A 13,608-nucleotide genomic window follows, 5' to 3' on the forward strand; every position below is an offset into this window, starting at 1 on the left:
TCGAGGCGAGTGGAGCGATTAGGCACCTCCTCCATTCGTGTGTGTATGGTGTGCCTGAAGAAAGGACCCCTGTGGCCACCACCAAGAAGCTCGTGATCGTCGAGTCCCCGACGAAGATGAAGTCGATCGCGGGGTACCTCGGCGACGGCTACGAGGTGCTCTCGAGCGTCGGCCACATCCGGGACCTCGCAGAGCCCAAGAACCTCCCCGCCGAACTCAAGAAGGGCTCCCTCGGCAAGTTCGCCGTGGACGTCGACAACGGCTTCGAGCCCTACTACGTCGTGTCCGACGCCAAGAAGAAGACCGTCGCGGAACTGAAGCGGGCTCTCAAGGACGCCGACGAGCTCTACCTCGCAACTGATGAGGACCGCGAGGGCGAGGCCATCGCCTGGCACCTCCTCCAGGTCCTCAAGCCGAAGGTCCCGGTGCACCGCATGGTGTTCCACGAGATCACGAAGGACGCCATCCTCGCGGCGAAGGACAACACGCGCGACCTCGACGAGTCGCTCGTCGATGCTCAGGAGACGCGCCGAATCCTCGACCGCATCTATGGCTACGAGGTCTCACCCGTCCTCTGGCGCAAGGTCGGACCGAGCCTCTCAGCCGGCCGGGTCCAGTCCGCCGCGACGCGTCTCGTCGTCGACCGCGAGCGCGAGCGGCTCGCTTTCGTCCCGGCGTCGTACTGGGACATCTCGACGACGGCGACCCCGGGCGAGGAGAGCGACGCCTTCGAGGCTCGGCTCGTCCGGCTCGACGGCACCCGCGTCGCGACCGGTCGGGACTTCGACGACAAGGGATCGCTCACCGCGAAGGTGACGACGCTCGACGAGGTTTCCGCCACGCGGCTCGCGAGCGCTCTCGCCGCCGGCGCCGACGCGAAGGTCTCGCGCCTCGAGACCAAGCCGTACTCCCGCCGTCCCGCCGCGCCCTTCACGACCTCGACCCTGCAGCAGGAGGCGGCCCGCAAGCTCCGCTTCTCCGCCAAGCAGACGATGAGCGTCGCGCAGTCGCTCTACGAGAACGGCTACATCACCTACATGCGTACCGACTCGCCGTCCCTCTCGGGACAGGCGATCAACGCGGCCCGCGAACAGGCCGTCGAACTGTACGGAGCCGACTCGATCCCCGACAAACCCCGGCTCTACACCGGCAAGTCGAAGGGCGCGCAGGAGGCGCACGAGGCCATCCGGCCGTCGGGGGAGCACTTCCGCTCTCCCGCTTCGCTCGCCAATGCGCTCCGTGGCAATGACTTCCGCCTGTACGACCTCATCTGGAAGCGCACCGTCGCGAGCCAGATGGCGGATGCGAAGGGGCAGACGGCGACGGTCACGATCGAGGCCGCCGTTCCCGAAGCCGCCCGCGAGGTCGCGTCGATCGCCGAGTTCACCGCCGCCGGCACCGTCATCACGTTCCGCGGGTTCCTCGCGGCGTACGAGGAGGGCCGTGACGAGGAGCGCGTCGCCGATCCGACGAAGCGCGAGGCGAAGCTCCCCGAGCTGACGGAGGGGCAGACGCTCACCCTCACGGACGTCGATGCGAAGGGACACGAGACGTCGCCGCCGCCGCGCTACACCGAGGCGAGCCTCGTCAAGGCGCTCGAGGAGCTCGGCATCGGTCGTCCGTCCACCTACGCGGCGATCCTCTCGACCATCATGGATCGCGGCTACGTGAGCCAGCGCGGTCAGGCACTCGTCCCCAACTGGATCGCGTTCAGCGTCGTCCGGCTCCTCGAGGACCACTTCTCGGAATTGGTCGAATACGACTTCACGGCGTCGATGGAGGAAGATCTCGACGAGATCGCCGCGGGCCGCCGCGACCGCCTCGACTGGCTCACCTCGTTCTACTTCGGCAAAGACGCCCACCGCGGCCTGCGGCAGGTCATCGACAACCTGGGGGAGATCGACGCACGCGAGATCAACTCGGTGCACCTCGCCGACGACATCACGCTTCGCATCGGCCGATACGGCCCGTATCTCGAGGTCGCCGATCCCGAGGGCACGCCAGATCCCGAGACGGGCGTCGTTCCTCCGCGCCGCGTGAACGTGCCGGAGGACCTCGCGCCCGACGAGCTGACCGCCGAGAAGGCCCGCGAGCTCGTCGATGCGCCGATCGTCGGCGACCGCGTCGTCGGTGTCGACCCCGAGACCGGCAAGCAGATCGTCGTCAAGAACGGGCGTTTCGGTCCGTACGTCACGGAGGTCGAACCGGAACCGGAGGCCGAGGCGCCGCTCGCGGACGCGAAGACGGGCGAGATCATCGAGCCCACCGACGCCGAGGCGAAGACGAAGACCACGAAGGCCAAGACGACCAGAGCGAAGACCGCGTCGAAGGCGGCGGCCCCCAAGCCCCGAACGGCTTCCCTCTTCCGCTCGATGTCACCGGAGGAGATCGACCTCGAGACGGCGCTCAAACTGCTCTCCCTCCCGCGCATCGTCGGCGCCGACCCGGAGACGGGCGCCGAGATCACCGCGCAGAACGGTCGATACGGCCCCTATCTCAAGAAGGGCACCGACTCGCGTTCGCTCGAGTCGGAGGACCTCATCTTCGACATCGAATTGCCCGCGGCTCTCGAGATCTTCGCGCAGCCGAAGTACGGAGCCCGGCGTGCGAGTTCGGCGCTCAAGGAGTTCGAAGCCGACCCCGTGAGCGGCAAGCCCATCCGCATCCGCGACGGCCGATTCGGTCCCTACGTCACGGACGGCGAGACGAACGTCACGATCCCGAAGGCCGAAAACCCCGAAGAGATCACGTTCGAACAGGCCGTCCAGATGCTCGCCGACAAGCGAGCGAAGGGACCGGCCAAGAAGCCCGCGAGGGCGGCCGCGAAGAAGAAGCCGGTGCGCAAGGCGGCGGCGAAGAAGTGACGGGGGAGTCGTCGCCGGCCGGCCTCTGGATCACTCTCGAGGGCGGCGACGGCTCCGGCAAGTCGACGCAAGCGGCGCTGCTCGAGACCTGGCTCGCCGGGCGGGGGAGGACGGTCCTCCGGACCCGTGAGCCCGGGGGGTCCGACGTCGGCGTGGCGATCCGCGAGATCGTCCTGCATCACCGCGGGGACATCGACCCTCGTGCCGAGGCGCTGCTCTACGCGGCCGACCGCGCGCACCACGTGGCGACCGTCGTGAAGCCGGCGCTCGCGCGCGGCGAGGTCGTCGTGCAGGATCGCTACCTCGACTCGTCGGTCGCCTACCAGGGCGCGGGGCGGGTGCTCGACGGAACCGAGATCCGTAACCTGTCTCTGTGGGCGACGGGATCGGCGCTCCCCGACCTGACCATCCTCCTCGATCTCGACGAGGGCGCAGCCCGGGGCCGTCTCGACACGTCGCGCACGCGATACGACCGGCTCGAGGCGGAGAAGGCCGACTTCCACGCGCGTGTCCGATCGGCCTTCCTCGGCCTCGCGCGTGCCGAGCCGGACCGATTCCTCGTCGTTGACGCGTCAGGGGAGATCGACGCGATCGCGGAGGCCATCCGGGCTCGCGTGGAGACAGCCCTCGACGCCTGACCGTGTTCCCGGCTGCGGCGGGACCGTCGCTGCGGTGGGGACAGAGGCGGGGGAATTCCGACCGACCCTCGCGGCGGCGGGGGTCGGGGGTCCCGGCTACGCTGGTCGAGTGACGGTGTGGACGGAGATCACGGGGCAGCGCGACGCGGTCGCCGAGCTCGCTCGCGCGGCCGCCATCGACCCCCGCGACGGCTTCGGGCCGGTCAGCTCCGAAGCCGACGGTCTCTTCGAGGGACTTTCGGACACCGACGGATCCGTCACCGCAGCGGATGGCGCGGCGAGTGCCCGCTCCGGTGGCAACGCGAACGCGATGACGCACGCATGGCTCATCACCGGTCCGCCCGGCTCAGGTCGCTCCAATCTGGCGTACGCTTTCGCGGCCGCACTCATGAGTCCGGACGGGCGCGGTGACGACAACACGGTCCGCCAGGTCGACGCCCGCACCCACCCAGATCTCGGCGTTCTCGCGACGGAGAACGTCAGCTTCAAGATCGAAGACGTCCGGCGCTTCGCCACGACGTCCTACTACTCCCCGTCCGTCGCCCGCTACCGCGTCATGGTCGTCGAGGACGCCGACCGCATGACCGAACGCACCTCCAACGTCCTGCTCAAGGCCCTCGAAGAGCCGCCGGAGCGCACCGTGTGGATCCTGTGCGCTCCGAGCGACGCCGACATGCTCCCGACCATCCGCTCCCGCGTGCGTACCGTCCGGTTGCGCATCCCCGACGTCGACGAGGTGGCCGAACTCATCGCACGTCGTGACGGTGTCGACGAGGCGACGGCGGAGCAGGCCGCTCGGCTCGCGCAGAGCCACATCGGCATGGCGCACCGCCTCGCGACCGACCCAGAGGCGAGGCGCCGCCGTGACGACACCGTCCGGACCGCGCTCGGGATCCGCTCGGTCGGAGGCGCCGTGCTCGCCGCCGCCCGCATGATCGAGGTGGCGACCGCCGACGCGAAGGCGTACACCGAGTCGAGGGACGCGGAGGAGCGCGAGAGCGCGCTGCGGTCGCTCGGGGTCGAGCCGGGCGCCGCGGTACCGGCGGCGCTGCGTTCGCAGCTCCGCGCGCTCGAGGAGGACCAGAAGCGGCGGGCGACACGGTCGCTCCGCGACGGCATCGACCGCATCCTCGTCGACCTGCTCTCGGTCTACCGCGACATCGTCATGGTGCAGCTGGGTCGACCCGGTGCCGTCATCAATCGCGAATTCGGCGATGACATCGGGCGGGCCGCCGCCGCCTCGACGCCGGCACGCACACTCGAGACGATGGACGAGATCGCCGTCGCCAGGAAACGTATCGAAGGGAACGTCGCTCCAGCCCTCGCCCTCGAGGCGATGCTGGTGTCGGCGGTCCGGTGAGGGAGAACATGACACGCACACGCCAGCGCACCCTGCTCGCGATCGGGGCTCTCGCCGTGGCGCTCACGACGCCCCTCACGGGGTGCGTGACGGCGTTCTTCCCGCAGGGCGGCGGCTCCGGGGGAGTGTCGACGCCGGCCCCGGTCGCGGACGACCTCGCAGAGGATCTCGTCCCGTTCTACGAGCAGCAGCTCGCGTGGGAGTCGTGCGAGGGCGACGGCCTCGAGTGCGCGACCGTGACGGCTCCCATGGACTGGGAGAACCCCGCGGACGGCGACATCGAGTTGTCGATCGTGCGTCAGCGTGCCATGGGCGGCGACCCGATCGGGTCGCTGCTCATGAACCCCGGCGGGCCGGGAGCGTCCGGCGTCGACCTCGTCGCCGACAGCGTCGACTTCGCCGCCGGGGAACCCCTTCAGCGCGACTTCGACATCGTCGGGTTCGATCCACGCGGTGTCGAGCGCTCGACGCCCGTGCAGTGCCTCGACGCGGAGGGGATGGACGCCTACCTCTACGACCTCCCCACCGCGGAGAAGGGCAGCGACGCCTGGATCGCCGAGATCGAGGAGGGCGGCGCGGAGTTCGGTGAGGCGTGCGCCGAGAACACCGGTGAGTCCCTCGAGTTCGTGACGACGGTCAACGCCGCGCGCGACCTCGACCTGCTGCGCGCCGTCCTCGGCGACGACCAGCTCTACTACCTCGGCTACTCGTACGGCACGTTCCTCGGGGCCACCTACGCGGAGCTCTACCCGGAGCACGCCGGGCGACTCGTGCTCGACGGCGCGATCGACCCGTCCGCCTCGATCGCCGACGTGAACGTCGCGCAGTCCATGGGCTTCGAGAGCGCCCTCGCCGCCTACCTCGAAGACTGCCTCGCGTCATCCGAGTGCCCCTTCGACGGCACCGTCGACGAGGCCAAACAGGACATCGCGGCCCTGCTCGCCTCGGTCGAGCAGTCGCCGCTTCCCGCGAGCGACGGCCGGCAGCTCGGCACGTCGACCCTCGTCACGGCCATCATCTATCCGCTCTACTCGGCGGCGAGTTGGCCGTACCTCTCGCAGATGTTCGAGCAGGTCATGTCCGGTGATCCGACCTACGCGTTCTACTTCGCCGACCAGTACAACGGGCGCGACGAGGACGGCGAGTACCTCAACAACCAGACCGAGGCGTTCTCGGCATACAACTGCCGCGACTACACGTTCGACCCGGACGTCTCAACTATGCGCGCCAATGCGGAGGAGCTCGCAGAGCTCGCCCCGGTGATCGGCCCGTACATGGGCTACGGCGACATCGGCTGCTCGGCGTGGCCGTACACGGAGCAGGCCGACCGCGACGAGATCCACGCCGAGGGAGCCGCCCCGATCATGGTCGTCGGAACCACGAACGACCCGGCGACGCCGTACCAGTGGGCAGAGGCGCTCGCCGATCAGCTCGAGAGCGGCTTCCTCGTCACGTACGAGGGCGAGGGTCACACGGCGTACAACAAGGGCTCCGACTGCGTGAACGCGGCCGTCGAGGCCTTCCTCGTCGACGGCACAGTGCCGGAGGAGGGGCTCACCTGCCAGTGATCCGGGGGCGCTACGCGCCCGGGCGGCGCCGCCGTTTTCACGTTCGCCCCTCGACCCGCTAAGATCGTTCACTGTGCGTTACAGAAATCCGGAAACGGGTTCGGAGCGCATGTGCCGCCTTAGCTCAGTTGGTAGAGCGATTCACTCGTAATGAATAGGTCGTCAGTTCGATTCTGACAGGTGGCTCCGTGTTCATGAGAGTCGACGGCCCGCGCCGGTGTCGTCTCCCGAATCCCTCGGCCTCGGCCGGGGGATTTCTTCGTGGGGCGACAGGTCGTTCTCTCGGTCTATCGGATCGTTCCCGCCGGGCCGGTCGCGGTGTACCGTCGAGGCATGTCACCCGATCGGCTCCGGATGCTGCGCGACCTGCGGCGTGCCCGTGACCTGATCGATCGCGAGTACGCGCGGCCGCTCGACGTGCCGACGATCGCGCGGCACGCCCTCATGTCGCCGTCGCACTTCTCCCGGCAGTTCCGAGCCGCCTACGGTGAGACGCCATACGAGTACCTCATGACCCGACGTATCGAGCGGGCGATGCTGCTCCTCCGGAGCGGCGTCTCGGTGACGGACGCGTGTACGGCTGTCGGTTGCACCTCGCTCGGCTCGTTCAGCTCGCGTTTCTCCGAGGTCGCGGGGGAGCCGCCGCGCTCCTACGCCGCTCGCGAGCACGCGGCCGTCGCGGCCATGCCGTCGCGATTCGCCCACGCCGTCACCCGGCCCCGCCGATCCGGGCGCCGCGTCCCCGGCCGGGCTATCGAGCAGGATCGGAGAAGCGCCGACGCAGCCTCCAACCCTACGGTGAAGGCATGATCTCCCTCCAGTACTGCGCCATCACCGTCGAGGACGTCGACGCCTCTATCGCCTTCTACCGTGACGCCCTCGGCTACGAGGTGCGCAACGACGTCTCCTCGGGGGACCAGCGCTGGGTCACTCTCGGAGCCGGGGACGAGCCGGCGGCCGCCGAACTCGTCCTCTCGCAGCCCCATGCCGGGCAGTCGCCCGAAGACGGCGACACTCTCCAGGAACTGCTCGTGAAGGGCGTGCTCGGGTTCTTCGTCTTCCGCACCGACGACGTGGACGCGGCCTTCGAGCGGGCGCGCACTGCAGGCGCCGACGTGCTGCAGGAGCCCGTCGACCAGCCGTGGGGCCCACGCGACTGCGCGTTCCGGGATCCGTCGGGCAACATCATCCGTGTAGCGCAGGCCCTTTGACGCACGGCGCGCGCCGCCGAGGGTCCCGCCTCACCGCAGCAGGTCGGTCAGCGTCTGCGCGTTGCGCACGGCGTTCCCGTCGCCGTCGTTGTTGAAGTACACGTAGACGTCCTTCCCGGATTCACGCCACTCGCGGATCCGGTCCGCCCACCACGCGAGGTCGGCGTCCGAGTAGGAGCCCGCGTAGAGCCGCTCGTGGTCGGGGCCGTGCATGCGGACGTAGACGACGTCCGACGTGGCGCGGAGGACGCACGGCAGCCCGGCGCCGCTCATGACGCACATCGCGGCCCCGTGATCCTCGAGCAACCGGAAGACGCCCTCGTCGTTCCAGCTCGGGTGCCGCCACTCGATCGCGACGGCGATCCACGGCGGCATCGCCTCGAGGAAGTAGGCGAGTCGCGCGTCGTCGCGTTCCAGATCGGGAGGCAACTGCACGAGCAGGACGGCGCGGTGGTCGCCGAGTTCGTGCCACGACGCCACGATGCGATCTACCCACGACTCGGGATGCAGCAGCCGACGACCATGGGTCAACCAGCGCGGCGCCTTGGCGGACAGGAGGAACCCCGGCGGCAAGCGATCGCGCCACCCCGCGAAGGTCGGGGGAGGAGGCCACCGGTAGAAGCTCGCGTTGAGTTCGACGGTCGGGAAGCGCTCCGTGTACGCGTCGAGGCGGCGGCTCGACGGGAGGCCCGGCTGATAGAGGACGCCGTTCCAGTGGTCGTAGCTCCAGCCCGAGGTCCCGATATGGATTCCCACCCTCCGAGCGTAGGCATCTCGACCCGGCGGCCGACAACCCCTTCCGGGAGGACGTCCGATCCGTCCCGAAAGCCGAGGTCAGTCGAGAACGAGCGCCCAGGGGCACGAGGCCGGCCTGCGCGGCCTGGATGACGAGGGCCTCGGGGACGCACGCGGCGGCGAGGCCACCACGCCGCCCGCTCCAGCCGAGCTCCTTTGCCGATGGGTCGACGAGGATGTCGCCGATCTCGCCGATGTTGTTGCTCGCGCCTCTGAGGACCCGACCGAGCTCATCGCACCGCGCGAGTCGTGACGGTCGGGGCGAGCGTGAGGGCCACACGACGACCCTCACGCTCGCTCGACGGCCGGTGCGACAGGGAGGCCGTCGAGCGTCCCCTCATGTATGGTTCGGAGCGATGAGCACATCGGAGTGGTACCCCACAGGAGAACAGATCGATCTCGTCCGCGACGGCGTCTCGGCCGTCGTCACGGAGGTCGGCGCGACGATCCGTCGCCTCGTCGTCGCGGGTGTCGATCTCGTCGAGGGCTTCGCCGCCGACGAGATCCCGAAGAGTTCGCAAGGCGCGATCCTCGTCCCCTGGCCGAACCGGGTCCGTGACGGGAAGTGGGAGCACGGCGGGCGCACGCTCCAGCTCGACCTCAGCGAGCCGAAGTTCGGCAACGCGTCCCATGGGCTGCTCCGGAACACCGCCTACGCGGTCGAGCGCCTCGCCCCCGATCGCGTCGTGCTCCGCGCGCCCGTGCACCCGACGAGGGGGTACCCGTTCAGTCTCGCGACCGAGGTGGAGTACGAGCTGACGGGAGACGGGCTCGCCGTGACGCATCGGATCACGAACCACGGGCGGGAGGCAGCCCCCGTCGGAGTGGGTGCCCACCCCTACCTCCGCATCGGTGAGACACCGACCACCGAGCTGACCCTCCGGACCACGGCGGCGACCATCGTGCTCGTCGACGAGCGGTCGAATCCCACGGGCACGGCGCCGGTGCCGCCCGAGAAGGACCTGCGCGGGGGACCGCGCGTCTCGGACGTGACGCTCGACGACGCCTTCACGGATCTCGAGCCCGTCGACGGTCGGGTCGAGCACGTGCTGACGGCGCCCGACGGCAGCACCCTCACCGTCTGGGCCGACGAGGTGTTCGCCTGGGTGCAGGCGTTCACGTCCACGACCCTGCGGCCCGGCCGCATCGCGCTCGCGGTCGAGCCCATGACGATGCCGGCCAACGCCTTCAACTCCGGCGACGGCCTCACCTGGCTGGACCCGGGCGGCACCTTCGCGGCGCAGTGGGGGATCCGAGCGGACATCGACGAGGAGCGACGGTGAGCGGAACGACGGATAGAGCGAGACCGGCCGGATTGCGCTGGGGCATCCTCGGGACGGGCGGCATCAGCACGACCTTCGTCGAGGACGTCATGGCCGGCGGCTTCACGGTCGTCGCCGTCGGCTCCCGCTCCACGGAATCGGCGGAGCGCTTCGCCCGTGAGCACGGCATCGCCCGGGCGCACGGGAGCTACGCAGACCTCGCGGCCGACCCCGAGGTCGACGCCGTCTACATCGGTACGCCGCACCCGTTCCACGCCGAGAACGCCGTCGAGATGCTCGAGGCGGGCAAGCACGTCCTGGTCGAGAAGCCGTTCACGATCAACGAGGCCGAGGCTCGGCTCATCGCCGACACGGCCGTTCGCGTCGGGAGGGTCGCCCTCGAGGCGATGTGGACGCGCTTCCTCCCGCACATGGTGCGCGTGCGCGAGATCATCGCCTCCGGTGCGCTCGGGGAGCTGCGCTCCGTCACGGTCGACCACAACCAGGACCTGCCGGACGACCCCGGTCACCGCCTCAACGACCTCGCTCTCGGCGGTGGGGCCCTCCTCGATCTCGGCATCTACCCCATCTCGTTCACGTGGGACGTCCTCGGCGCACCGGCGGAGATCTCGGCCCACGCGATCTTCAAGGACACGGGGGCGGACGCCCAGACGGCGACGTTCTTCCGCTACGCGTCCGGCGCCATCGCCACGACCCTGTCGGCGAGCGACGCGGCAGGGCCGAACCGCGCGACGGTCGTGGGCACGGACGGCTGGTTGGACTTCGAGAGCGTCTGGTACTCGCCGACGACGGTGCGGCACCGCGCGGCGGACGGCACGGTGCTCGAGGAGATCGACGGTGCGGTCGAGGGACGCGGGATGCGGTTCCAGGCGGCAGAGCTCGAACGTCTCGCCTCGGCCGGACAGGTCTCCGGCGAGATCCTGCCCCTCGAGCAGTCCGTCGCGATCATGGGGACCCTCGACGCCGTCCGTGCCCTCACCGGGCTGCGGTACCCCGGGGAGGGCACCGCCGACGGTGCCTCCGATGAGCGACCATAGAGACGAGCGACTGTAGAGACGAGCGACCGTAGACTCGTGGAGTGACATCCGACGCCAGCCTCCGCCTGACGCGGGCGGAGAGGCGCGAGGCTCGGCGTGCCGCACCTCGCCACGGCCGGAGGCCCGCCGCGTTCGGCGCGGGTACGGCCGCCGGCATCGCAGTACGGACGATGTGTGCGGCTCTCGTCGCGGCCGTCATCACCGTCTCCGCCGGTGTCGGCACGACCGTCGTCGCGACGGCGGCCGTCGCCCCGACGCCCGTGCCGACCACACCGACGCCGACCGAGGACCCGCGCATCGTCGCGGACGAGCCGGTCCCGGCGGCCGCTCCGCGCACGTGTTCCGTCGCGGCCGCAGCCGCCGATCCGCGGCTCGCGACGTTGCAGGCGCAGGTCCGCAACGCCGACACCGGTGAGATCCTCTTCGACCGGGCAGGCGCCGTCCCCAACCGGACGGCGAGCACGCTCAAGGTCGTGACGTCGGCGGCCGCGCTCGCCGTGTTCGGCGCGGACCACCGCTTCGAGACGCGCGTCGTCGCGGGCGCGGAACCCGGCACGATCGTCCTCGTCGGCGGGGGAGACGTGACCCTCAGCCGTCTGCCGTCCGGACAGCCGTCCGTCTACCGCGACACCGCACACCTCGATGATCTCGCAGCCCGCACCCTCGCGGGCTGGACGGCCGCCGGCCACACCGAACCCGTGACCCGGATCATGCTCGACTCCTCGCTCTTCGGCGACGACTCGTGGCGTCCGGACTGGAATCCCAATGCACCGGCGGAGGGCTACCACACACCGGTCACCGCCCTGCAGGTCGACGGCGACCGGGAGGACCCCACGAAGAAGGGCTCCTTCCGCGGAACGGACCCGATCGGCCGCACGGGAGAGGCGTTCGCGCGCTACTTCCCCGGCGCCACACTCACGACGGGGGTCGCGCCGGCGGGCGCAGACGAACTCGCGAGCGTGCCGTCGCCCACCGTCGGATCGCTCGTCGGGGACACCCTGCTCCACAGCGACAACATGGTCGCGGAGATGCTCGCGCGCCTCGTGTCGATCGAGCTCGGCACCGGCAACACCTTCGCGTCCCTGCAGGAGGCGATCCCGACGGCCCTCGCCGACTACGGCATCCCGACCGACGGACTCACGATCGCCGACGGCTCGGGGCTCAGCACGGCCAACGCCGTGCCGCCCGCGTATCTGACCCGCTTGCTCGGTCTCGTCGAGGACGGCGTGGGCGAACTCGAAGCGGTCGAAGCCGGTCTCCCGGTCGCCGGTGAGACGGGCACCCTCGACGAGGACGGCCGCTTCACGGGCGACAGTGCCGCCGCGGTCGGACACATCCGAGCGAAGACCGGTTACATCCGTTCCGCCTACGCGCTCTCGGGCATCATCGACGCCGCCGACGGATCCACTCTCGTCTTCACGATCTTCGCTCTCGGAACCGTCGGCGAGAACCTGCCACCGTCGACGATGATGGGCGTCGACGCCCTCGCGACGGCGTTCTACCGCTGCGGCGACACGCTCTCGAACCGCTGACCCGGCGGATTCCCCACCGGTAGAGTCCCCCCGTGGCCACACCGGATTTCATCCTCGCCCTGCGCGAGAAGGTCGGCACGGCGCCGCTGTGGCTGTCCGGCGTCACGGCCGTCGTCCTGCGGGGGACGGAGACCCTCCTCGTGAAGCGAGCGGACACGGGGGAGTGGACGCCCGTGACCGGCATCATCGATCCGGGTGAGGAACCCGCCTACGCGGCTCTGCGCGAGGTCGAGGAGGAGGCCGGGGTGACGGCTGTCGCAGAGCGGCTCGCTTGGGTCCGGGTGACCGATCCGGTCGTGTACCCCAACGGCGACCGGTCGCAGTACCTGGATCTCGTGTTCCGGCTGCGCTGGACCGGGGGCGATCCCGAACCGGTCGACGGGGAGAACACCGACGCGCGCTGGTTCCCGCTCGAGGAGCTGCCGCCGATGTCGGACGACATGCGCACGAGGATCGCCGTGGCCGTGGAGGATCGCACGGAGGCGCGCTTCCAGGCGCCTCCGAGCGGTTCGACGCAAGTGGGCGTGAGCCTTCCGTCCGGATCCTAGAATCGGGTCATCACCGGAACCGAGGAGGACGGGACATGGCGCGTGCGCTGCTCATCGTCGACGTGCAGAACGACTTCACCGAGGGCGGCGCGCTCGGCGTGACAGGGGGGACGGCCGTCGCCGAAGGCGTCACCGCATACCTCCGCGGCAACACGCGGCGCTACGACCTCGTGCTCGCCTCGCGCGACTGGCACGACCCCGAGGGCTCGAACGGCGGCCACTTCGCCGACGGTCTCCCCGACTACATCGACACCTGGCCGCGGCACTGCGTCGCGGGGACGCCCGGTGCGGACTACCACCCGGCCATCGACACCGCGCTCGTCGACGTCCATGTGCGGAAGGGTCAGGGCGTCCCGGCCTACTCGCTGTTCGAGGGCACGACCGACGACGGGTCGAGCGCCGGCGCCGTCCTCTCTGCGCACGGTGTGACCGAGGTCGACGTCGTGGGCATCGCGACCGACCACTGCGTCCGTGCGTCCGCTCTCGACGCCATCGAGCACGGCCTGCACGTCCGGGTCCTCACCGACCTCGTCGCGGGCGTCGCACCCGACCCGAGTACCACCGCGCTCGCCGAGATCGTGCGGCAGGGCGGTGAGCTCATGGAGAGCGCAGCGGTCGGCGACCGCTGATCGCGGTTTTCCGAGGGGCCCGGGGGTCGCACCTTCCCTCGGGCCCCTCGACGTTCGGAACGAGGACGGCCGCGGATTGCCGGCCCGAACCGGAGGGCCCGCATCCGTGAGTGGTGCCGAATCCCGCTGCTCTTCCCCCCACT

General features: G+C 70.1%; 12 protein-coding genes and 1 tRNA gene. 12 read left to right on the forward strand and 1 reads right to left on the reverse strand.

What is annotated here, in order from left to right; translation table 11 throughout:
• Positions 1–71 precede the first annotated feature (71 nt).
• From topA to ELQ90_RS14615, 7 genes are all read left to right on the forward strand, one after another.
• The gene (gene topA, locus ELQ90_RS14585; protein WP_128496032.1) at positions 72–2,864 is read left to right on the forward strand and encodes a type I DNA topoisomerase; all 2,793 of its coding nucleotides are present in this window, start codon (positions 72–74) and stop codon (positions 2,862–2,864) included.
• Complete coding sequence (gene tmk / locus ELQ90_RS14590) at positions 2,861–3,502, forward strand: dTMP kinase (RefSeq protein ID WP_128496033.1); 642 nt, start codon at positions 2,861–2,863, stop codon at positions 3,500–3,502. The genes topA and tmk overlap by 4 nt, the downstream gene beginning before the upstream one ends.
• Before the next feature lie 109 nt (positions 3,503–3,611).
• Positions 3,612–4,862, forward strand: a complete 1,251-nt coding sequence (locus ELQ90_RS14595; protein WP_243696200.1) for a DNA polymerase III subunit delta' — start codon at positions 3,612–3,614, stop codon at positions 4,860–4,862.
• Between the two features lie 8 nt (positions 4,863–4,870).
• The gene (locus ELQ90_RS14600; RefSeq protein ID WP_128496034.1) at positions 4,871–6,430 is read left to right on the forward strand and encodes an alpha/beta hydrolase; all 1,560 of its coding nucleotides are present in this window, start codon (positions 4,871–4,873) and stop codon (positions 6,428–6,430) included.
• 113 nt (positions 6,431–6,543) lie between these two features.
• Positions 6,544–6,616 (forward strand) — tRNA-Thr (locus tag ELQ90_RS14605).
• Between the two features lie 147 nt (positions 6,617–6,763).
• Positions 6,764–7,240 carry a helix-turn-helix transcriptional regulator gene (locus ELQ90_RS14610; RefSeq protein WP_128496035.1) on the forward strand — a complete coding sequence of 159 codons (477 nt, stop codon included), beginning with the start codon at positions 6,764–6,766 and terminating at the stop codon, positions 7,238–7,240.
• Positions 7,237–7,641, forward strand: coding sequence for a VOC family protein (locus ELQ90_RS14615; protein ID WP_128496036.1), 405 nt, complete (start codon positions 7,237–7,239; stop codon positions 7,639–7,641). The genes ELQ90_RS14610 and ELQ90_RS14615 overlap by 4 nt, the downstream gene beginning before the upstream one ends.
• A gap of 30 nt (positions 7,642–7,671) precedes the next feature.
• On the opposite strand, the gene ELQ90_RS14620 is transcribed toward ELQ90_RS14615, so the two are convergent.
• Positions 7,672–8,397 (reverse strand): DUF72 domain-containing protein, encoded by a 726-nt coding sequence (locus tag ELQ90_RS14620; protein WP_128496037.1) that lies wholly within the window; start codon positions 8,395–8,397, stop codon positions 7,672–7,674.
• Positions 8,398–8,792: 395 nt separating this feature from the next.
• Here ELQ90_RS14620 and ELQ90_RS14625 point away from each other — a divergent pair, with 395 nt between their 5' ends.
• The 5 genes from ELQ90_RS14625 to ELQ90_RS14645 are packed head-to-tail and all read left to right on the forward strand — an operon-like array spanning position 8,793 to position 13,465.
• Positions 8,793–9,719, forward strand: a complete 927-nt coding sequence (locus ELQ90_RS14625) for an aldose 1-epimerase family protein (RefSeq protein WP_128496038.1) — start codon at positions 8,793–8,795, stop codon at positions 9,717–9,719.
• Complete coding sequence (locus ELQ90_RS14630; protein ID WP_128496039.1) at positions 9,716–10,756, forward strand: Gfo/Idh/MocA family protein; 1,041 nt, start codon at positions 9,716–9,718, stop codon at positions 10,754–10,756. The genes ELQ90_RS14625 and ELQ90_RS14630 overlap by 4 nt, the downstream gene beginning before the upstream one ends.
• A gap of 41 nt (positions 10,757–10,797) precedes the next feature.
• Positions 10,798–12,288: a D-alanyl-D-alanine carboxypeptidase/D-alanyl-D-alanine-endopeptidase gene (locus tag ELQ90_RS14635; RefSeq protein WP_243696201.1), complete on the forward strand. Its 1,491-nt coding sequence runs from the start codon at positions 10,798–10,800 to the stop codon at positions 12,286–12,288.
• A 32-nt stretch (positions 12,289–12,320) separates the two neighbouring features.
• Positions 12,321–12,836 carry an NUDIX hydrolase gene (locus ELQ90_RS14640; protein ID WP_128496040.1) on the forward strand — a complete coding sequence of 172 codons (516 nt, stop codon included), beginning with the start codon at positions 12,321–12,323 and terminating at the stop codon, positions 12,834–12,836.
• A 35-nt stretch (positions 12,837–12,871) separates the two neighbouring features.
• Positions 12,872–13,465: an isochorismatase family protein gene (locus ELQ90_RS14645; protein ID WP_128496041.1), complete on the forward strand. Its 594-nt coding sequence runs from the start codon at positions 12,872–12,874 to the stop codon at positions 13,463–13,465.
• The last annotated feature ends 143 nt before the right edge of the window (positions 13,466–13,608 follow it).

Origin of the sequence: Labedella phragmitis, from assembly GCF_004078635.1 — a bacterium.
Taxonomy (GTDB): domain Bacteria; phylum Actinomycetota; class Actinomycetes; order Actinomycetales; family Microbacteriaceae; genus Labedella; species Labedella phragmitis.

Coding starts and splice junctions, on each gene's coding strand:
- ELQ90_RS14600 (WP_128496034.1), top strand. CDS start 4,871: ATGACACGCACACGCCAGCGCACCCTGCTCGCGATCGGGGCTCTCGCC.
- ELQ90_RS14610 (WP_128496035.1), top strand. CDS start 6,764: ATGTCACCCGATCGGCTCCGGATGCTGCGCGACCTGCGGCGTGCCCGT.
- ELQ90_RS14615 (WP_128496036.1), top strand. CDS start 7,237: ATGATCTCCCTCCAGTACTGCGCCATCACCGTCGAGGACGTCGACGCC.
- ELQ90_RS14625 (WP_128496038.1), top strand. CDS start 8,793: ATGAGCACATCGGAGTGGTACCCCACAGGAGAACAGATCGATCTCGTC.
- ELQ90_RS14645 (WP_128496041.1), top strand. CDS start 12,872: ATGGCGCGTGCGCTGCTCATCGTCGACGTGCAGAACGACTTCACCGAG.